The organism is Mucilaginibacter gossypii (genome assembly GCF_900100945.1).
GTDB lineage: Bacteria > Bacteroidota > Bacteroidia > Sphingobacteriales > Sphingobacteriaceae > Mucilaginibacter > Mucilaginibacter gossypii.
This window is the reverse complement of sequence record NZ_FNCG01000012.1, coordinates 18,834-40,059: the sequence shown is the minus strand read 5'-3', so window position 1 is coordinate 40,059 and position 21,226 is coordinate 18,834. Positions and strand designations below refer to the sequence as shown.

Genomic DNA, 21,226 nt, shown 5'->3' with positions numbered 1-21,226 from the left:
AAAAATCATTTTACAGCTATACCCCCCTTGTTTACAGCTGTATTTTAGTTATTTTTGAATATTACTAAATCTTATATCATAAACAGGCATGTACTTCGGCGGTGGCAATTATTATTATATTATATTGATATTAGAGGCATTTTGTATCATTCACAGCCTGCGGCGCGGCACCCAGCAAAAATGGCTTTGGATCCTGATAGTAATACCCGTATTTGGCTGCTTGTATTATATATACAGCGAAATACTATCCAACCGAGGTATCCGTGCACCTAAACTAAATGTTGAAGCGGTAATAAACCCCGGGGCCAAAATTAAACGCCTTGAAGATGAAGTAAGGTTTACCGATACTTTTGCCAACCGTGTTAAACTGGCAGATGCCTATCTGGACGCCGGGCTTACCGATAAAGCACTCGAAATATATCAAAACAGTCTCACCGGTGCCTTTGCCGAAAACGAGCACGTAATGGCGCAGCTAATTGTAGCTTATTTTGAAAAAGGCCAGTATAACGAGGTGATTCCTATTGCTAAAAAACTTTATAAGCTACCACAATTTGCCCGCTCAAAAGCGCACATCCTGTATGCCAAATCGCTTGAGCTTACTTACCAGGAAGAGTTGGCCGAAAATGAATTTAAACTGATGAAAGGGCGTTACTCCTATTTTGAGCCCCGCTATGAATACGGCATGTTCCTTACCCGTGCCGGCCGCGATGACGATGCCTGGCAAATTTTCACGGATATGCTCAACGAGCAATCGCAGTTAAGCCCTGTTGAGCGAAAAAGCAATAAAGTATGGTTTGCAAAAGCTAAGGATGAAGTAAAGAAGTTATCAGCGGTGAGGAAAACGGCGTAAGACTCGTTCAGATACAACATTCTTTCTTAATCGCTCCCGACCAATAAAAACTGATTGTCATTTCGACGAACAAGTGAGGGAATACGCGTGGGAGTGAGGAGAAATCTTATACGCCTTGTATAAATCATACATTATCGCTCTGCAAAGCCTAAAAGATTTCTCTTTCGCCCTACCGCGCACTCCTCCCCCCTGCTCTATCGAAATGACATTTTTTTTTAAGCATCATCCCCCTACCGTCATCCCTAAGTCATACTGACAACCTGACACCATCGGGTTAAAAAATTGTTAAGCCGCAAAACGCAAATAACCTTTTGCTGACATTAAAACAGTTTAGCCTGTCAATACTTGCCATAATACCCGCTTGGCATAATTGATGTTGCATATTGGGCTGAAAAACTTAAATAAAAATAAACAGTTATAACTATGTCATTAAACATTAAACCGATCGGCGATAGGGTTGTAGTGGAAGCTGCAGCAGCCGAAGAGAAAACCGCTTCAGGTATCTTCATTCCTGATACTGCCAAAGAAAAACCTCAACGTGGAACCATCGTTGCTGTTGGACAGGGAAAAGTTGATGAGCCTTTAACCGTACAAGTTGGTGACCAGGTTTTATATGGTAAATATGCAGGTACTGAAATTACCTATGAAGGTAAAGAGTACTTAATTATGCGTGAATCAGACATATACGCAGTTCTTTAACCAATTAGTGAATTAGTGAGTTATTGAATTAGTGAATTTATTCCTGTTCAAACCGCTGGTTTAAAATCAAAGAAATTAAAAAAAATAGATTATTGAAAGCGAAATCAAATCACTCATTCGCTAATTCAATAATTCAATAATTAAAACATCATGGCAAAACAAGTTAAATACAATGTTGAAGCACGCGACGCCCTGAAACGCGGTGTTGATATCCTTGCTAACGCAGTAAAAGTAACCTTAGGTCCTAAAGGCCGTAACGTAATCATCGACAAAAAATTTGGCTCACCAGCCATCACTAAAGACGGTGTTACTGTTGCTAAAGAAATTGAATTAAAAGACGCCCTTGAAAACATGGGTGCTCAAATGGTTAAAGAAGTAGCTTCAAAAACTGCCGATATTGCAGGTGATGGTACTACTACTGCTACTGTTTTAGCTCAGGCTATTGTAACTGCAGGTATTAAAAACGTGGCTGCCGGTGCAAACCCAATGGATTTGAAACGCGGTATCGATAAAGCGGTTGCAGCAGTTGTTGAAAACCTGAAAACCCAGTCGCAAACTGTTGGTGAAGACAATAACAAAATCAAACAAGTCGCTTCTATTTCTGCAAATAACGACGAGGTTATCGGTTCGTTAATTGCTGAAGCAATGGAAAAAGTTGGTAAAGACGGTGTTATCACTGTTGAAGAAGCAAAAGGTACTGAAACTGAAGTTAAAACTGTAGAAGGTATGCAGTTTGACCGTGGTTACCTTTCTCCTTACTTCGTAACCAATGCTGATAAAATGGAAGCTGAACTGGAAAATCCTTACATCCTGATCTATGATAAAAAGATCTCTTCGATGAAGGAATTGCTTCCTATCCTTGAAAAACAAGTACAAACCGGCAAACCATTATTGATCATTGCTGAAGATCTTGACGGTGAAGCTTTAGCTACTTTGGTAGTTAACAAAATCCGTGGTTCACTGAAAGTTGCTGCTGTTAAAGCTCCAGGTTTCGGCGACCGTCGTAAAGCTATGTTAGAGGATATCGCTATCCTTACCGGTGGTACTTTGATCTCTGAAGAAAGAGGTTACAAATTAGAAAACGCTGATCTTAGCTACTTAGGTACTGCTGAGAAAATCGTTATCGACAAAGATAATACTACTATCATCAATGGTGCTGGTTCTGCAGAAGAGATCAAAGGCCGCGTAAGCCAGATCAAATCACAAATTGAATCAACAACTTCTGACTACGACCGCGAAAAATTACAAGAGCGCTTAGCCAAATTATCTGGCGGTGTTGCTGTACTTTACGTAGGTGCTGCTACCGAAGTTGAAATGAAAGAGAAAAAAGACCGTGTTGACGATGCTTTACACGCTACACGTGCCGCTGTTGAAGAAGGTATCGTAGCTGGTGGTGGTGTTGCCTTCATCCGTGCTGTTGCTTCTTTAGCTGACCTTAAAGGCGATAACGAAGACGAAAACACTGGTATCCAGATCATCCGTCGCGCTATCGAAGAGCCTTTACGTCAGATCTGCGAAAACGCTGGTATCGAAGGTTCAATCGTTGTGCAAAAAGTAAAAGAAGGCACTGCCGACTTTGGTTACAATGCACGTACCGATAAATACGAAAACCTGATTGCTGCCGGTGTTATCGACCCAACTAAAGTAGGTCGCGTAGCTTTAGAGAACGCTGCTTCAATCGCTTCAATGTTATTAACAACTGAAGTTGTATTGGCTGATGATCCTGAAGATGCTCCAGCTGGCCCACCAATGGGTGGCGGTGGCATGGGCGGCATGATGTAAGAGCCCCCAAGCCCCCTGAAGGGGTGTATAGAAACTTATATACTTTCAAAACCCTGTATGCAAAAGCATACAGGGTTTTGTGCTTTAAAAGAGGCCGTTATAGTCATCCTAAGGTAATTCAACGGTCATTTATTAATCATTTGATTAATTTCCAAATCCTCTGGGCGTAGTAATACGTAATTTTGCATAACAAATCTGATACAGCACTAATCAGGCACAGGATTTGAATAATGCAGGTCATGAAACGTCTATCTCAAAAAACAAAACAAATACAAAGCACCCTGGTTGAGTGGGTGTTGTTTAAGGGCCCCGAGCTCTTCGTTTCCCTGTACAGTTAATAGATAATTATTAACTTTGCGCCCAGTTATGAAACTGGACGAATTTTACATTGAGTTCCACCATTGGCTTATTAACCGCGGCCCTAATTATGTAGGTGGACTAATCATATTTTTTATTGGGTTATGGTTTATTAAGTTTTTGCGTGCAAGGCTGCGCATGCGTATGATGAAACGCGGCATCCATTCGTCACTGCAGCCATTTTTCTTAAGCCTAACCATTACAGCTTTATATGTTTTACTCATTATTTGGGTAATGAACATCATAGGGCTTGAAATGAGCATTTTCACTACCATTATCGGCGCATTTTCGGTAGCAGCCGGTTTGGCGCTGTCGGGCACATTTCAAAACTTTGCAGGTGGTGTGCTGATCTTGTTATTAAAACCTTTTGAGATAGATGACAGCATTGTTGCGCAAGGGCAGGATGGCAAGGTGGTATCTATACAGATGTTTTATACCGTACTTATTACTGCAGATAACAAAACCGTCATTATCCCTAACGGAAAGCTGTTTAATGAAGTTATTGTAAACATAACGCGCGAAGGCCGCCGCCGTCTTGATTTTGAATTGCGGGTGGGCTATAACAATGATATAGAAAAGGCGAAGGCCATCATGACAGGCGTAGTAAATGCCAATAAAGATATCCTTCATGACCCGGCCGCGCGCGTGGGTGTTATTAGCCTGGATAACGATTGTGTAAGGTTTACCATTAATGTTTGGGTTGATCCTGCCGATTTCCTCAATGCTAAAATAAACCTTCAGGAACAAATGCTTAAAGAGCTTGCCGCAGGTGGCGTTAATTTCCCTAAACCAGGATTTTGATAAGAAGCAGGAAACCGGGAATCAAAGGCCCTTCAAAAGGATAATTCTTTCACGAAGGCGGATCGGATCATCAATAATGCCTTCGGTTATTAAAAATCAGTAAACATTATAACACATAAAGCTTGCTTGTTAAAGCAGGCTTTTTTTATCTTAGGGAAATCAAACCCTTGAAAAAATATGAGTTTTAAAACCCAGCTCAGTTCAATTTTTATTGATGAAAATAATATCCCCCCCGAATTTCAGATTGAAGAAGTACACCAGCGCGAATATCTGAGCGGTGGCGAAATGAAACCATGGAACGGCGAAGTAAGTGAAGTTTACTCACCTGTTGGTTTTTGGGCAGAGGACGGTACTTTTACCCGGAAGCTGATAGGCACCTACCCGGTTTGCACCGAAAAAGAAGCTTTTGAAGCCCTGGATGCCGCGCTTGAAGCCTATGACAATGGCCGCGGCGAATGGCCCACCATGAGCATTGCCGACCGTATTAAATGTATGGAGCGCTTTATTTACAAAATGAGCGAACAACGTACGCTGGTGGTAAAACTGCTGATGTGGGAAATAGGTAAATCATACGCTGATTCGGCTAAAGAATTTGACCGTACTATTGAATACATCAATGCCACCATCGACGCGTTAAAAGATATTGACCGTCAGTCGTCACGCTTTGAAATGGCCGAGGGGCTGGTGGCCCAGATCCGTCGTTCGCCCCTGGGGGTAGTGCTTTGCATGGGGCCGTTTAATTACCCGTTAAACGAAACTTTCACTACGCTGATCCCCGCGCTGATTATGGGGAACACCATTTTATTTAAACCGCCTAAACACGGCACACTATTGCATTACCCATTGCTAAAAGCTTTCCAGGAATCATTCCCTAAAGGAGTGGTGAACACCATTTATGGCAGGGGCGCAGTGGTAACACCCGGGCTGATGTCATCGGGCAAGGTGAATGTGCTGGCTTTCATTGGCTCAAGCAAAGTAGCAAATGATTTGAAAAAGCGTCACCCTAAAATTAATCGCTTAAGAGCTGTTTTAAGTCTGGACGCCAAGAACGCAGCCATAGTCACCAAACATGCCGACCTGCAGCAGGCTGTGAGCGAGTGCATTTTAGGCTCGCTGTCATTTAACGGCCAGCGTTGTACTGCTATTAAAGTGATATTTGTACATAAAGCCGTTGCTGATGAGTTTTTAAAACTATTGAGCGAGGCCGTTGCCAAACTTAAGTTCGGACTGCCCTGGGAAAAGGACGTAAAACTTACCCCGCTCCCCGAACCTCATAAACCAGCTTACCTTACCGATATTGTAAATGACGCTTTAGCCAACGGCGCAAAAGTGATTAACGAAAACGGCGGTGAAACATCGGCTTCGTTCTTTTTCCCGGCCATAGTTTACCCGGTTAATGAAAACATGAAACTGTACCGCGAAGAGCAATTTGGACCGGTGATCCCAGTAATTCCGTTTGAAGATATTGAGGAGCCTATCGCTTACCAGATAGATTCGCCACATGGTATGCAGGTGAGTATTTTCAGTAATGATGCCAGGGAAATTTCGTCACTGATCGATCCCTTTGTGAATTTAGTAAGCCGCGTAAACATTAACAGTCAGTGCCAGCGCGGTCCGGATGTATTTCCGTTCACCGGGCGCAAGGACAGCGCCGAGGGTACACTTTCGGTACATGATGCGTTAAGGTCGTTCTCAATCCGTTCATTAGTTACCACTAAAATGACCGAAACCAACAAAAACATCATCAACGAAATTGTGAATGACAATGATTCCAATTTCCTGAGCACGAAGTTTATATTGTAGGGAACCGTTAGGACGTCATGAGGAGTAGCCCCAGGACAATCCTAAAACTACAATACATATTACGAATGACAATTAACAACTTACAGTCATGCAACTATGATACACGAAGCAATCCCGATTTACAGTCGCCCTGTATGGTTTGGATTTGCTTCGTGTCTGTTTTAAACGTTATCATTGTGATCATGTAACGGCCAGTTACATCATTACCGCTACGCTACCATATCTTCACTCGTTTATCCGGGTCTATCCACATCTTATCACCTTTCTTAATATGAAAGGCTTCGTAAAATTCAGGCACATCGGTAAACGGCCCGTTAACACGCATAAAACCGGGCGCATGCTCATTGGTTAAGATCTGGCTCGAAAGTGATTCTTTCCTGTCCTGCGTAAGCCAGCCTAATGAGTATCCTAAAAAATAGCGCTGTAATGGTGTTAACCCGTTAATGAGTTTACCCTCTTTATATTGCTGTGTTTTTTTGAACGCGTCAAGACCTATTACAATGCCGCCAAGGTCAGCAATGTTCTCACCCTGAGTGGCTTTGCCATTTACATGCAAACCATAAATGCTGTAACCATTAAACTGGTCGATAAGCATTTTGGCACGTTGACTAAATTTTACCGAATCCTGCGGTTTCCACCAGGCTTTAAGGTTTCCGGCAGCATCAAACTGGCGGCCCTGGTCATCAAAACCGTGGGTCATTTCGTGGCCAATAGTTGAGGCAGCAGCATAGCCGTAAATGACGGCATCATCAATATTTTCATCCTTGTAGCCGGGAATGGTAAAAATGCCGGCAGGCAATACAATCTCGTTGTTTGACGGGTTATAGTAAGCATTATAGGTTTGAGGCGTTATATCCCATTCAGTACGGTCGACAGGTTTGCCTAATTTAGCTGCACTGAAATTATGCCACCATTCGTTTGCCCGTAATACGTTGAGGGCGTAAGGGCCCCGGTTAATTTCCAAAGTTGAAAAATCCTTCCATTTATCCGGATAACCAACTTTAGGGACAACTTTTGATAATTTGTAGTAAGCTTTCTCCTTGGTTTCGGGGCTCATCCAATCCAGCTTTTCAATATGCTCTTTAAAGCTGGTGCGCATTTCTTCAACCAGTTTTACATAGCGTTCTTTTGTCTTTTCGGGGAAATATTCTTTTACGAAGATTTGCCCTAATACCTCGCCCATCAAACCGTTTTCAGTATCCAGCACCCTTTTCCAGCGTGGGAGTTGGGCCGTACTGCCATAAATCACCTTATCATAAAACCGAAACACCTCCTGATCAAACGGTTTGCTCAGGTATGGCCCAAAAGCAGTGACCAGGCTCTTGCGCAGGTAATTCTTCCAGTCATCTATAGTAAAAGTTTTTAGTGCTTTATTAAGCGCCCTGTAATACTCAGGCTGTCCTACAATTACGGTATCCGCATTTTTGTAGTCCATCTTTTCAAAAGTGGGTTTCCAGTCAATATCCGGGGCCAGCTTGCTCAGCGCGGCAAGTGGCATTTTGTTATAGTTATGATAAGGATCGCGCAGGTCCTCCAGTTTCCGGCTGCTATCAGCCAGGAAAGTTTCCAGCGAATAAGTTTTCTTAGCGGCTGCAGTTGCCCTATCAGCAGGCAGGCCTGCCAGTTTAAATATGGCGGGCAGGTAATTATTTTGATAGTCGGTACGGATGGCTACGCTATGCGCATCTTTATTAAAGTAGTAATCGCGGTTAGGCATACCAATGCCCGATTGGTATAAACCCAAAGCCATCTTTGCACTGTTCTTAGCATCCTGCCCAACATAAGCGCCGATAGGCTGTGTAACGCCAATCCTTTGTAAGTGTGCAAACTCCTCAACCAGGCTTTTGATATCCGTTATCCGGTCAATTTTATCCAGTTCATCTTTCAGTGGTGCAAGCCCCTGTTTTTCGATGTTAACGGTATCCATCCCGCTGAAATAAAAATCACCTATTTTTTGGGTGTTGCTGCCTTTAGGAGCATTAGCCTTAAGCGCATCCTTGTTGATCTTTTTCATCTTGTCTCGCAGTTCTTCCTGCACAACATTGCCGATGCCCCAGGCAGCGTACGCCGCCGGAATAGGATTTTTGCGGAGCCAGGTTCCGTTGGCATATTTAAAGAAGTCATCGCCCGGTTTTACGGTGGTATCCATATTATGGATCACTGGGTCGCCGGCTTCGTAAGCTTTTGTTTTGTCGGTTTGGCTACAGGCACTAAGTAAGGTGCCAAGCGCGGCGGCAACTATGGATAAGGATTGGGTTTTTCTGTTCATTTTTTAGGCGTGTGTATGAATTAAAATACAACAACTGTATGGTAAAATAGAATTTAGGACAGCTTATTTTTTAAAATATGATAATTTATTATATCTCCTGGAAAAAACCTGCTAAGGAAACGTTAAAATAATAACAAATTTTACGAAGTGTTTCCAACCTGATATCAATAATACCTGATTCGAGCCGAGCAATATTTATGTGCGTTTCGTTAAAAAACTTCTCCTGCGTAACCTGATTTTGTTTGCGTAAGGTTTTTATCTGCAAGGCAACTTTGCGTTTAAATGCGTTATTAGTGTTGTTAAGGTATTCAAAATCAGTTAAAAGCATGACTGGATCGGCTAATATGATACTTTGTATTTTTTGTGCAAGCTAAATATAAAATAACACCATTACATTTTATATGCAGATATTATTCTTTTATAAAAATGGGCGACTAACGTTTAAACATGAAATATTAATGCCACAATTTTATAATTATGGCAAAGGATTTGTATATAGATATTCGCCCTGTATCATCTGTGAAAAAATAAAAGATTTAGTAACATCTACCTGTGAAAAATTAAATTGAATTCTCAGACGCCCAAGTTGAGATTTTTTGTTCTTTGTTTTGGGTTTAATCAATAGTTTAAATTAATTAGGGGAAAGGGAGCTTCAAAAAAAGCTCTCTTTTTTTGTTTATAAAAATTACTATGCATGCATAGTAATTTTTATATATTTATGCTTTTAATTATACCAATGTATTTTGAACTGACCGAAGAACAAAAAATGATTCGCCAGGCTGCGCGTGATTTTGCGCAAACAGAATTAAAGCCAGGTGTTATTGAACGCGATGAACAGCAAAAATTCCCTGCCGCACAGGTTAAGAAACTTGGTGAACTGGGTTTCCTGGGCATGATGGTATCTCCGCAATATGGCGGCGCTGGCATGGATGCCATATCATATGTGCTGGTGATGGAGGAACTTTCAAAGATTGACGCATCCACGTCAGTAGTTGTTTCTGTGAATAATTCGCTGGTATGCTATGGATTGGAGAAATATGGCAGCGAAGAACAAAAGCAAAAATATCTGGCACCGCTGGCCAAAGGTGAATGCATTGGCGCTTTCTGTCTTTCGGAGCCAGAGGCCGGCTCTGATGCTACGTCACAAAGCACTACAGCCATTGATATGGGCGATCATTACCTGCTTAATGGTACTAAGAACTGGATCACCAGCGGGGGCAGCGCATCTACCTATATTGTAATAGCACAAACCAATGCCGAAAAAAAGCACCATGGTATTAACGCTTTTATTGTGGAAAAAGGAACGCCCGGCTTTACTGTCGGCCCTAAAGAGAACAAGATGGGCATCCGCGGCTCGGATACCCACTCGCTGATGTTTGCCGACGTTAAAGTGCCTAAAGAGAACCGCATTGGCGAAGACGGTTTTGGGTTTAAGTTTGCCATGAACGTACTGGATGGCGGCCGTATAGGTATTGCTTCGCAGGCTTTAGGTATTGCTTCAGGTGCTTACGAACTTGCAGTGCAATACGCTAAGGAGCGCAAAACTTTTGGTAAACCGCTGGCTGATCACCAGGCTATCCAATTTAAGCTGGCCGATATGGCTACTGAAATTGAGGCAGCACGTTTGATGTGCCTTAAAGCGGCATGGTTTAAAGATCATGGAAAACCCTATGCCCAGGCATCATCAATGGCAAAACTTTATGCATCTGAAGTAGCTATGCGCACCACCACCGAAGCGGTACAGATCCATGGCGGGTACGGTTACGTGAAAGAGTATCACGTTGAACGCCTGATGCGGGATGCCAAAATAACCCAGATTTATGAAGGAACATCTGAAATTCAAAGAATTGTCATTTCGCGCGGATTGTTGAAATAACGGCGCTGTTTTTATACCTTTGAAAGTATATAGATTAAGTAGACTATATATTTAAGTATGACTTTCAAAAATATTATAGCCGGTATTTGCGGATTACTATTTCTGCAAACCGGCTTTGCTCAAACCAAACTAAAAACAGGTGTGTGGCGCGGTGCGCTTAAAACTAAATCAGGCACCGAAATCCCTTTTAATTTCGAGTTCAGCAATAGCGGGAGCAAACAACAATTAGCTATCATTAACGGTGCCGAGCATTTTAAAGTAACAGATGTTGCTACCAAAGGCGATTCTGTTTTTATCCATATGCCGCTGTTCAATTCAGAATTTAAGCTGAAACTTAACGGAGATAGCCTTAACGGCAACTGGGTAAGGCACCTGGCCGATAATGATCTTCTTGTTCCGTTCAGCGCCCGACCTAACACTTCATGGCGCTTTTTTAAGAATACCGAAAACCCGGCATTTAATATCGGAGGCCGCTGGTCGGCGGTGTTTGGTGAGGGCGAGGGCCGCGATACCACCGTTGGCGAGTTTAAGCAGGAGGGCAATAAACTTACAGGCACTTTCTTAACCACCACCGGTGATTACCGTTATTTAGAAGGCTCGGTAAGTGGTAATAAACTTTACCTCTCTACTTTCGACGGTGGTCATGCCTATACTTTTACTGCTACCATTAGCGATGATAAGACCTTAACCGACGGTAAATTTTTCGCCGGCTATTCATCTGTGCAGGCATGGACTGCTGTAAAGGATGAAAACGCCAAACTTCCCGATGCATATTCACTCACTTCATTAAAACCGGGGTATAAAAAAATAACTTTCAGCTTTAAGGACCTTGATGGCAAAACTATCTCGCTTGATGATGCCAGGTTCAGAAACAAAGTGGTAATTGTACAGATATTGGGCTCATGGTGCCCTAACTGTATGGACGAAACTGCTTATATGGTTAACTACTATAACAAATATCACAATAAAGGTGTTGAAGTAATTGGTCTGGCTTATGAACGCACCACCGATTTTGAAAAATCAAAGAAAGCGCTGCAGCAGGTAAAAGACAGGTTTAAAGTACCTTATCCATTGTTGGTGACCGGCTATACCAGCGATAAAAAACAAACCGCCCAAAGCCTGCCTATGTTATCAAAAGTGGTTGGCTTCCCTACCACCATCATTATTGATAAAAACGGCGACGTACAAAAGATCCATACAGGTTTTAGCGGCCCCGGTACGGGGGAGCATTATACCGAGTTTATCAACGAGTTTGAGAAATTGACGGATGAGCTAATCCAGGCCCCACCCGCCCCCTAAAGCGAGTGCTTGTATGCACACGCGCTTGTCAAAAGAAGATTTTAAACAAAAAACGCATTGCTGCCGGCAATGCGTTTTTTGTTTATGCTTAAAAAGGGAGCTTGAAGGTAGTCACCCTTTTAACGGGCGGAAGGGGCGACCTCAACGCCAAAATACGCTTCCAACTCATTTAACGTTGATGAGCTGGTTGCAATATCTTTAATGATCACACCTTTTTCCATCAGCAGGATGCGGTCGCACACATCAGTGATGTGGTTAAGATCATGGCTGGATACTATGGTAGTTACACCCTTATTCCTGTTCAGATCTTTCAGCAGGTTTTTAAGCCTGAACTGGGTACTTGGGTCAATATTGGCAAAGGGCTCGTCCAGCATGAGCAATTGAGGTTCCTGCAACAGGCAGGCCGCTACACCAACTTTGCATTGGTTACCTTTTGACAGGTCGCGAATGTACTTCCCTTTCTTCAGTATCTCGCCATTAAAAAAATCGGTCAGGCTAACTAACACCTCATCAACATATGTGCGGTTATGACCATGCAGCCCTCCTATAAAATAAAAATATTCTTCGGGTGTAAGGTAGTCTATCAGGAAACCTTCATCAAGATAAGCAGCGGTGTAATCTTTCCACTTCTCATGACCGGCTACAATTTCTCCGTTTGAAAGGATTTCGCCACTTTCGGCGCGAATGAGGTCGAGCACCATCCGGAACAACGTAGTTTTGCCTGCGCCGTTATTACCTACAAGGCCTACGCTTTCGCCTTTGTTAATTTGCAGGGCGGGTACATCTACAACGGTAATCCCGTTATAAACTTTTTTCAAATTTCTTACTTCAATCATGGTTATTTGTTTCTGAAGCCTTCGGCAACGGTATAACGTTTTTGTATAAAATCCTCCTCAAGTTTTTTAACCCAAAAATCGCGGGTTAAAATAAATATGATCCCGGTACCGGCCAGCATGGCCAGGCCGATGTCCGCGTGTTTGAACAGTGAGAAGGGAAGATAAATAATATACGGCGTAATCATCAAGGGAAACGAAATAAGCATTTGCGTTGCCCCCACCCCTTCCCAATTAAACGACGCGCCTTTTGACAGATCTATCCGTTTGGCATTGCGGTTAGCAAAAAACAGTACAATGGTGGTGTTGATACCAATGTTCCACAGGTACATTACAAAATGTACCAAAACAATGCGCCAGCCAAAATAAGCATAAGGCGTAGTCAATATAAAAGCCACGGTTGATACCATGGTAAACAGCAGGTATTTTGCCTTTAAAAAATCGCGGAAATTGATCTTGCTTACCAACAGGCCATCAAAATGAGCGCCTTGCCAGCTATACATGAACTGCCCGTAACTGATAATAAAAATACCAGTCATGAACATGCCCACAAAAATGTACCAGGTTTGTCCGTAATGGCTGTTGGTATAAAATATGAGCCCGTAAAACATAAAGAACAGCCCCATAACCAATGTCGATCGTGGCCGCTTATTACGGAATATCAGTTTCAGCTCGTTTGCGGCAAGGTCGCCTACTTTACCAAACCTGTTTAACAGCGGAAACTCCGTACTGCTTTTATAAGCCGATGCCTTGCGCGAACTCAGCTCTTCGAGATACAGGTTTTGCTTTAAATAGGCAAAATTTATGTAATACATGGCTGCTGCAAGCACAACAGGCGGCAATACCAACACCGGTTTATTGAGCAAATGGCCAAAATACAGATAGGAAATATTGCGTACCGAATAGAGGTGAAACCTGAAATCACCGGTAATAATAAGGATGAGAGCCGCTGCGAAAACCAGGAAGACCCATCCGTTAAGATTGGCCCTGCGTTTAATAAACAAGGCCATGTAGTTATTGAAAAGCATGAAACCGATAATAGCCAATATAAAAGCGAGCGCAGGCAAAGCACCCGAATCGGTAAGGATCACTTTTAAAATAAAAGGTACAAAAAGTATAATGGGCCACAGGTTAAACACCGAAAGCATGGCCGTAAAGGCCAGATAGCCGACCACCCTATTCCTTTTTATAGGTAAATGAAGATATGGTTGCACCCGTAACGTTGGCAGCTCCTGCAATTGCATGCGCATCATCAGGTCAAATAAAAAATAAAGCAGGATGATACCGCAAAAAGAAACCACTATGTCATCATGCGGAAAAACCTGGCCCAAAATTTCATTCAAAAACAAACCGGCAAGCAAAATACATCCAAAAAGATAAAGGATAAGTAAGCCCATCACCACACGGATAGCAATACTTTTACCTGTGTTTTTTGACCGCCAGAAAGCTTTAAGTTCGTGCCCGAGAAAGGTAGTGATCATAAGTATAGACAGTTAAAGGTTAAGGTATAGGTTTTATAAAGCTAAAAGCAAAATGCATAAAGCCCAAAGCTATAATTTGTTCTATATAAAAGCGACAGGCACGATGCGTAAAGCCTAAAGCTATAAATTAATTAATATTGGTCAATTTGTTATATGATATTAATTAACAGGCTCAATAAAACGAAGCTTAAGTTAGTATTTATACCTGTCGCCCCAAAGTTTTCTTAACTTTTCTTTTGATTCGTTTTCACGCGCGTTGTTACCGGGGTCGTAAATTTTTGTTCCGCGGATAGCATCCGGCAGAAAATCAAGATCGGTAAAATTACCTTCGTAGCTATGGGCGTATTTGTAATCCTTGCCGTAGCCTATGTTTTTCATGAATTTGGTTGGTGCGTTACGTAAGTGCAGCGGCACCGGTAAATCGCCGGTTTGGCGCACCAATGCTATGGCCGCACCAATAGCTGTTGTAGCCGAATTACTTTTAGCCGATGTTGCCAGGTAAATAGCCGTCTGCGATAATATCAGTTGCGATTCAGGCATACCAATCTTATTAACCGCCTCAAAACAACTTTGTGCAAGCAGCAAGGCATTGGGGTTAGCGTTGCCAATATCTTCGGATGCCAGGATCAGCATACGGCGGGCAATAAACAAAGGGTCTTCACCGCCTACGATCATTCTCGCCAGCCAGTAAACTGCACCGTTGGGGTCAGAGCCCCGCATGGATTTGATAAAAGCTGAAATGATATCGTAATGCTGCTCACCGGTTTTATCGTACAACGCCATGTTTTGTTGTACATGTTCCAATACAACCTCATCGGTTAATATTATCTCCGGCGTGTCAAAAGCATTTATCAACAGCTCAAAAATATTGAGCAGCTTGCGGGCATCGCCTCCCGAAAGGCGCAGCAAAGCTTCGTAATCTTTTATGGTGATGCTTTTATCCTTTAAGATTACGTCTTCCTTCATAGCCTTGTTCAGCAGGTCGATCAGATCGGTTTCGGATAGCGGCTGTAAAATATACACCTGGCAACGCGACAGCAAAGCCGAGATCACTTCGAAAGATGGGTTTTCAGTCGTTGCGCCTATTAACGTAACAATGCCCCGCTCTACAGCGCCTAACAATGAATCTTGCTGCGATTTGGAAAAGCGGTGGATCTCATCGATAAATAATATCGGTAGCACCTCGCCTTGTTTCTTTAACAACGACGCTTTTTCTATCACCTCCCTTACGTCTTTTACGCCCGAGTTAATAGCACTCAAAGCAAAAAACGGACGAAACAATGACTGCGAAATAATATAAGCCAAAGTGGTTTTACCCACTCCCGGCGGTCCCCAAAATATCATCGACGGCAATGAACCCGACTCGATAGCTTTACGCAGCACTGCTCCCGGCCCAACAAGGTGTTTTTGCCCAACATAATCATCAAGCGATTTGGGGCGCATGCGTTCGGCTAATGGCGGGAGGTTATTCATAAAAGTAAAATTCAGAAAAGAAAACGCCAAATCCTAAAAAAATTAGTAATTTATAAGATTGGTGTTTGTTCAAACGAAGGGGTGACAATTATTCAGGAAGGCCTGTACTTCTGAATTTTAGAATCGGTGCGCTATGAAGGGGAAATAGCAATCGGTTGAAGACTTACAAAGTTTTTGCAACTTCGTAAGTCTGGGCCTACAACATGTTATCCGTCGACGGGCTGACCGAGAGGCCTTCCTTTTGTCATCACTCCTTCAAAAAGCCACCGCATTTAATCACTCAACATACCTCAATCCTGTGTAATAGGTTCATGATGTGCGTGGCAGGCCTCAGCACAATCGATACAGGCTTTGGCACATTCCTGGCAATGGTCGTGCTGATGTTTACCGCACTCAGCGGCGCAAAGGCGACAGATCTCCTCGCATAAAACCAGGTATTGGTGGGCAATAACTGAATCTCTTTGCAATAAGCGGGCTCCCTGGACACATATGTCAGCGCAGTCCCGGTCAAGACTAATGCAGTTGGCCATCATTTTAACATCCTCTTCGTGCAGGCATGCAGTAGCACAATGTTCGCAAGCTAAAGCGCAATCCAATAATTTTTGAATTATAACGCGGTGATCATGATTTTGCATAATGGTAGATTTTAATTATTACTTAATATACTACCCTTTGCAATTAAAAAAAGTTTGAATTAATTTGAATTATTCGGTTCAGATTCTGTAAGAATCAAAAAAGGCCGCTTCCAAAATGGAAGCGGCCCTAATATATATATATTGAATTTTTATTAATTACTGTTGGTTAGGGTTTTGATCGCTGTCGTTATTTTCAGGATCATCAGATGGGGTGCCTACAATTTTGTAAGCTTTATTGCCGTCGTCCTGAGTTTCCTGGTAGTAATAACCATCAGGGGATACAAACAGCTTTTCACCGTTGATCTTGATCTTGCGGCAATCCGGTGGCAATTGAGTTACAATGTCACCAATTTGCGGGCCCTGGTCAACACTGCTGCCATCGCCGTTGCCCTGATCGGTAGTTAATTGGCCATCTTTACCTGCAATCACGTAAACAGTTGAGCCGTCATCTTTGGTGTATGGCTGGTAGTAAACACCATTTAACTCGTAGTACTGTTCGCCATTGATCATGATAGATTCGGCACCTGAAGGCAGGGTTTTAATCTCGGCCCCTATCGGCGGTTCAACAACGGTATACTGGTCATTGTATTGACGGTAGTACAAACCATCGCTGTAAAAATATTGGTAATCGCCCCACCAGAAAGGATAGTAACCATATGGCAAGAAACCTATGCTAAAACCTAACCGCGGATAATAGAATGAATTATAGTAGTTACGGTATGGATAATAGTAGTGGCTGCCAAAATACCCCCCGCGGCCACCGTAATGGTAAGTACCAGGATAAACCCTGCGACCACCGTATGCGTATGAACCGCCTCTGTAATAAGTGCCTCGACCGCCATTATAAACGCGCCTGTCTACAGTAGTATAGCTGCGGTTACCATTGTATACGGTACGGCCGGTGCTACCATAGCTACGCTGGGGTGCTACGGATGTGCCATTTGGCCTTATTGCGTAATCACGACCACCATAACTGCGTTGTTGAGGAGCGCCTATGCTACCACGAGAGTCAGTTCCATAGCTCCGTTGCGGAGCCGCGATAGCGCCGCGTGTGCTACCATTAAATGAAGTTGAGGGGCGGGAAAAACTACCACCAGAAGGACGGGAAAAACTACCGCCTCCGCCACCACCGCCTGACGGTCTTGAACCGCCGCCTCCTCCGCCACCGCCGCCGCGAGAACCGCCGCCACGTTGTGCATCAGCATTGAATGCCAGGGATAAGCTCAATAAGCCCCCTAATGCAATTGTTAATAGATTTTTATATGTCCTTTTCATGATGAAAGATTTTTTAACAGATCAGCATGGTATTTTTTGCTGATATAAATATATAGACTATTAAATGTTTAAACGGTTTAACGCGTTTTTAATTATTTTTCACTCAAAAAGCGAACCAATACCATCCATACGTACCGGCTATTGTTTTCGCTACGCTATATCCTCGGCAATGAACAAAAAAGGTTGCTCAAACTGCAGGGTAAAAAAACCATCATGGGTGGTTTTATACCTGTTATTGCCTGTAGTTTCAAGCCCGCTTATTTGTAAGCCCGACGGATGCGAAAGTACTTCAATGAACTCACCTGCGGGTTTCCACTTACTAAAGCCCGAATTAACCGGGTAGATCTTTTGCCGTTCCCTAAAAATCACCAGGTTTATTTTATCAGCATAAAACAAAAAATCTTTCAGGTCCAGCACATCGGTAATTACATTGACCGCCTGGTAATTATGCGTTACCAAGTATTTTAAAGCTGCGCCTGCCGCATTGTCACCTCCCGAAGGCATCACCTTCACGTCCGACTGCAAATCACCCGAATCACCATCACTTATTATCCAGTCGATTTTAATCCCTGATGCATCCAGCTTTTCGGCGGTACCGGTAGAGCAGATCACGGTCGGGCTCCACTCCAGCAACTGCCCCAGCATTTCCTCATCAAAAGTATCCATGCTTAAAACTAATAAAGCTGGTTCCTGTTTTTCGCGAACTATATGATGTGATGACATTGCTAATGTAGATGGAACAGATGAATATTAAATGAAAATATAAAGATGGGGTTTTTATTGATTGCTGAAACCAAATCAAAGTTTTATGACGGTAGAATAATATAAAAAGGTCACCTTTTTATTTGCAGGGTATTAATGATAAATAAACCTCATCATGAAAGCAAAAATTTTATTGTTCGTGCCTTTATTATTCACAGGCTGCATCACGGATTATTACGACCGGCGTTTATCTGTTATTAATAAATCGTCGGTTCACGTTGCTGTGGAGGTAGTTAACGATACAACTGTGCGAACAGAAAATGGCATTCCATATTATCAATCGCATGTGATAGCACCTAATGACACCTCTTTTATAACAAAGTCGGGAAAAAATGCCTGGCTTGAGTATATTAATAAAGGGAAAACCAAAACTCTGTACGCTTATTTTTTTGACATCGATAGCTTAAATAAATATCAAAAGGGAGGTGCCGATATGAGTTATTTGCTTGGAAATAAAAAGTATTTAAAAAGACTCGATTATACGCTTGATGAATTAAAAAGGGTCGATTGGCAGATCAAATACCGATAGGGTCTGAATCAATACATCTTCCTGTAAAACTCCTTCAACTTCGCAGCCGGGTCTGCAGCCAAATTAATGGCCGACGATATTGCGATACCATCGATGCCTGTTTGGAGCAAGGGGCCTACATCATCTGGTTGGATGCCGCCTGCTGCTATCACCGGGATATGGATGCCCAGTTTCTCCAGTTCACGATACCCATTAAAACCAAGCACCTTATGTACGCTGGACACATCATTTAATGCGGATGCAAATGGCCCGTAAACATAATAATCAACCACTCCGGTACTTTGTAATTTCAATAATTCATCAGCACCTGCCGCCGATACGCCAAGAGTTTTATCCGGGCCGATAATCTTGCGGATACTGGCCAGATCGGCATCACTATCATCTATGTGCACACCCTGCGCATCAACCCGGTCAAGCAAGCCGTAATGATTAGCGATAATGAGCGTTGCACCCCAGTCGTCGCAAATTTCGGCTATTTGGTTTATCTCATCAATCAGCTCATCTTCGGGTTTGGTAAGGCAACGGTGTTGTACCCAGTTTGCGCCCGCACCGCAAGCCATCTGCACCTGTTGTACGTGGCTAAAACCGGGCAGATCATTTATAAGATAATGAAATTTAGAAATGTATTTTTTCATTTTATTAAGTCCGAATTTGGTCAAACCCGAAAGTCGGAAAGTTTTTAATTATTAACCGAAAAGTCCGAAAGTTTTGTGTTGTAAACTTTCGGACTTTTCCGGCTTTCCTGACTTCAGACTTAGTTTTTCAGCACTTCGCTGATCGTTTTACCTACACAGCCATCAGGAGCCTGGATATGAAGTAGCGATGCTACAGTAGCCGAAATATCGGTCATATGTGTTTGGCGGGTAAGGCTGCCATGCTTAATGCCCCAGCCCATAAATACCAATGGGATATGCGAATCATAAGGATTCCAGGTGCCGTGTGTAGTACCGGTTGGCCCGCGGTCGTTTGTGCCGTGGCCGGTATACCATGCAGGTTTCAGGATGATCTGGATAGCACCGCTATGCTCGGCATTATAACCGTTAATGATCATACTGCGCAGCTCATCGGGAATATTGGCTTCCTGTATTTTTTGCAGGTCGATTGCATAGGCAATGCCTGGTTGTTTCTTCAGGTATGCGATGCAATCTAACTTTAGCGCATCTTCGCTAACGCCTGCTTTTGCAAGGGCCGCGTTATTAAAATTAACCTGGTAATTATCCATACTGATGATCAGGTTATCCACTTTGTATTTATCGCTGATCATCGTGTTCATTTCTTTTGCAGCTTTTCCCTCGTCCCAAACACCTGCCGGGATGTTATGATCTTTCAAGAAGTTAGGGTTGTGGGCAGCGCCGTGGTCGGCACTCAGGAAAACCGAATAATTGCCTTTACCTACAGTTGCATCTAAATAATTGAAAAACGCGGCCAGGTCCTGGTCAAGCCTTAAATAAGTGTCTTCAACCTCAACAGAGTTAGGGCCAAACTGGTGACCAACATAATCTGTTGATGAAAGGCTAACGGCTAAAAAGTCGGTTACTATGTTTTTGCCCAGTTTTTCGCCCTCAATAGCAGCTTTAGCCAGGTCGAGCGTCATGGTGTTGCCGAACGGAGTAGAACGGATCATGCCAATATGGCCCTTATAAAGTTCGGATGTTTTGACCGGTAAGGTTGGTGTAGCGGCACCGGCAAATTTACCTTCATAACGATCGCTGTTATCGGGTGCGCTTTGTACATACGTCTTAATAGGATATAACGGGTTCCAGTCCTGCTTCAGGTATTTTTCAGCAATTTTTTGATTGTTGAAGGTTTTAACCCAGGCGGGCAGGTCATTCATGTAATAAGTACTGGTGATCCAGTTACCGCTGGCATCATCAAACCAGTAAGCAGCATTGGCCGAGTGACCGGCAGGCAGGATGCCGCCGCGATCTTTTAATGCTATGCCGATAACCTTTGAGCGAAAGTTAGTAGCCAGCCTCAATTCATCGGTAACTGTGCTAACCAGCAAGTTGCGGGGCGACATTTGTCCTGCTTTTGAAGTGCTGCCAACGGCTACAACCGTGCTGTCGTCGGTACAATACATGGATTTACCCGTAGCCTGGATAATGAAATCGTTACCCACTATGCCATGTATGGCGGGGATGGATCCGGTATAGATACAGGTATGGCCGGCAGCTGTTACCGTTGGGATATAGTCGATATTGGTATTTTCGCAGGTGAAGCCCTCATTAAGCATGCGCTTAAAGCCACCGGCTTGGTAACGGTCATAATAGCGATACAGGTAATCCCAACGCATTTGGTCAACCACCAAACCCACAACTAATTTTGGGCGTGGAATTGATGCAGATGCCGGGGCAGCCGTTGTAGTTTTCTTTTTTTGGGCCGATACCGAAACGGTAGCGAAGGACAGGGAAATAAGCAGCAGATGTTTAAACTTCATCGCGAAAAAAGATTTTTGATTTCGCCAAATATCAGCAAAGCATTTAAAATGCAATGTGATGCTTT

At 43.1% G+C, this 21,226-nt stretch carries 18 protein-coding genes; 8 read left to right on the top strand and 10 right to left on the bottom strand.

From position 1 onward, the window contains the following. The first annotated feature begins 88 nt into the window (after nucleotides 1-88). From BLS28_RS19950 to BLS28_RS19930, 5 genes are all read left to right on the top strand, one after another. On the top strand, nucleotides 89-850 hold the full coding sequence (locus BLS28_RS19950; RefSeq protein WP_091171660.1) for a hypothetical protein: 762 nt from the start codon (nucleotides 89-91) through the stop codon (nucleotides 848-850). A gap of 423 nt (nucleotides 851-1,273) precedes the next feature. After that, entirely contained in the window at nucleotides 1,274-1,549 is a 276-nt protein-coding gene (gene groES, locus BLS28_RS19945; protein ID WP_090530466.1) for a co-chaperone GroES, read from the top strand. A 150-nt stretch (nucleotides 1,550-1,699) separates the two neighbouring features. Further along, nucleotides 1,700-3,331 carry a chaperonin GroEL gene (groL, locus tag BLS28_RS19940; protein ID WP_091171658.1) on the top strand — a complete coding sequence of 544 codons (1,632 nt, stop codon included), beginning with the start codon at nucleotides 1,700-1,702 and terminating at the stop codon, nucleotides 3,329-3,331. 366 nt (nucleotides 3,332-3,697) lie between these two features. Then, on the top strand, nucleotides 3,698-4,489 hold the full coding sequence (locus BLS28_RS19935; RefSeq protein WP_091171656.1) for a mechanosensitive ion channel family protein: 792 nt from the start codon (nucleotides 3,698-3,700) through the stop codon (nucleotides 4,487-4,489). A 177-nt stretch (nucleotides 4,490-4,666) separates the two neighbouring features. Further along, the gene (locus BLS28_RS19930) at nucleotides 4,667-6,292 is read left to right on the top strand and encodes an NADP-dependent glyceraldehyde-3-phosphate dehydrogenase (RefSeq protein ID WP_091171655.1); all 1,626 of its coding nucleotides are present in this window, start codon (nucleotides 4,667-4,669) and stop codon (nucleotides 6,290-6,292) included. Between the two features lie 214 nt (nucleotides 6,293-6,506). Here the strand turns inward: BLS28_RS19930 and BLS28_RS19925 are convergent, their stop codons facing one another. Then, a complete protein-coding gene (locus BLS28_RS19925) occupies nucleotides 6,507-8,561 on the bottom strand; it encodes a M13 family metallopeptidase (RefSeq protein ID WP_091171653.1) in 2,055 nt (684 codons plus the stop codon). A gap of 88 nt (nucleotides 8,562-8,649) precedes the next feature. Next, nucleotides 8,650-8,889, bottom strand: coding sequence for a helix-turn-helix domain-containing protein (locus BLS28_RS19920; protein ID WP_091171651.1), 240 nt, complete (start codon nucleotides 8,887-8,889; stop codon nucleotides 8,650-8,652). Nucleotides 8,890-9,297: 408 nt separating this feature from the next. Here BLS28_RS19920 and BLS28_RS19915 point away from each other — a divergent pair, with 408 nt between their 5' ends. Together BLS28_RS19915 and BLS28_RS19910 are read left to right on the top strand one after the other, a co-directional pair. Further along, nucleotides 9,298-10,437 (top strand): acyl-CoA dehydrogenase, encoded by a 1,140-nt coding sequence (locus tag BLS28_RS19915; protein ID WP_091171649.1) that lies wholly within the window; start codon nucleotides 9,298-9,300, stop codon nucleotides 10,435-10,437. 57 nt (nucleotides 10,438-10,494) lie between these two features. Continuing rightward, nucleotides 10,495-11,736: a peroxiredoxin family protein gene (locus BLS28_RS19910; RefSeq protein WP_091171647.1), complete on the top strand. Its 1,242-nt coding sequence runs from the start codon at nucleotides 10,495-10,497 to the stop codon at nucleotides 11,734-11,736. 119 nt (nucleotides 11,737-11,855) lie between these two features. Here the strand turns inward: BLS28_RS19910 and BLS28_RS19905 are convergent, their stop codons facing one another. From BLS28_RS19905 to BLS28_RS19875, 6 genes are all read right to left on the bottom strand, one after another. Next, nucleotides 11,856-12,572 (bottom strand): ABC transporter ATP-binding protein, encoded by a 717-nt coding sequence (locus BLS28_RS19905; RefSeq protein WP_090530489.1) that lies wholly within the window; start codon nucleotides 12,570-12,572, stop codon nucleotides 11,856-11,858. Nucleotides 12,573-12,574: 2 nt separating this feature from the next. Then, complete coding sequence (locus tag BLS28_RS19900; RefSeq protein WP_091171645.1) at nucleotides 12,575-14,050, bottom strand: DUF5687 family protein; 1,476 nt, start codon at nucleotides 14,048-14,050, stop codon at nucleotides 12,575-12,577. A 192-nt stretch (nucleotides 14,051-14,242) separates the two neighbouring features. Then, on the bottom strand, nucleotides 14,243-15,523 hold the full coding sequence (locus tag BLS28_RS19895) for a replication-associated recombination protein A (protein WP_091171643.1): 1,281 nt from the start codon (nucleotides 15,521-15,523) through the stop codon (nucleotides 14,243-14,245). Nucleotides 15,524-15,813: 290 nt separating this feature from the next. Next, a complete protein-coding gene (locus BLS28_RS19890; protein ID WP_091171641.1) occupies nucleotides 15,814-16,158 on the bottom strand; it encodes a four-helix bundle copper-binding protein in 345 nt (114 codons plus the stop codon). Nucleotides 16,159-16,314: 156 nt separating this feature from the next. Then, the gene (locus tag BLS28_RS30975; RefSeq protein WP_176844523.1) at nucleotides 16,315-17,433 is read right to left on the bottom strand and encodes a DUF6515 family protein; all 1,119 of its coding nucleotides are present in this window, start codon (nucleotides 17,431-17,433) and stop codon (nucleotides 16,315-16,317) included. Between the two features lie 150 nt (nucleotides 17,434-17,583). Beyond that, nucleotides 17,584-18,156 (bottom strand): hypothetical protein, encoded by a 573-nt coding sequence (locus tag BLS28_RS19875; protein WP_091171637.1) that lies wholly within the window; start codon nucleotides 18,154-18,156, stop codon nucleotides 17,584-17,586. 154 nt (nucleotides 18,157-18,310) lie between these two features. Here BLS28_RS19875 and BLS28_RS19870 point away from each other — a divergent pair, with 154 nt between their 5' ends. Continuing rightward, the gene (locus tag BLS28_RS19870) at nucleotides 18,311-18,724 is read left to right on the top strand and encodes a hypothetical protein (protein ID WP_091171635.1); all 414 of its coding nucleotides are present in this window, start codon (nucleotides 18,311-18,313) and stop codon (nucleotides 18,722-18,724) included. Nucleotides 18,725-18,732: 8 nt separating this feature from the next. Here BLS28_RS19870 and BLS28_RS19865 read toward each other — a convergent pair whose 3' ends face one another. Next, nucleotides 18,733-19,359 carry a thiamine phosphate synthase gene (locus BLS28_RS19865; protein ID WP_091171634.1) on the bottom strand — a complete coding sequence of 209 codons (627 nt, stop codon included), beginning with the start codon at nucleotides 19,357-19,359 and terminating at the stop codon, nucleotides 18,733-18,735. A 119-nt stretch (nucleotides 19,360-19,478) separates the two neighbouring features. After that, nucleotides 19,479-21,161 (bottom strand): alkaline phosphatase PafA, encoded by a 1,683-nt coding sequence (gene pafA, locus BLS28_RS19860; RefSeq protein WP_091171632.1) that lies wholly within the window; start codon nucleotides 21,159-21,161, stop codon nucleotides 19,479-19,481. Nucleotides 21,162-21,226: the final 65 nt, after the last annotated feature.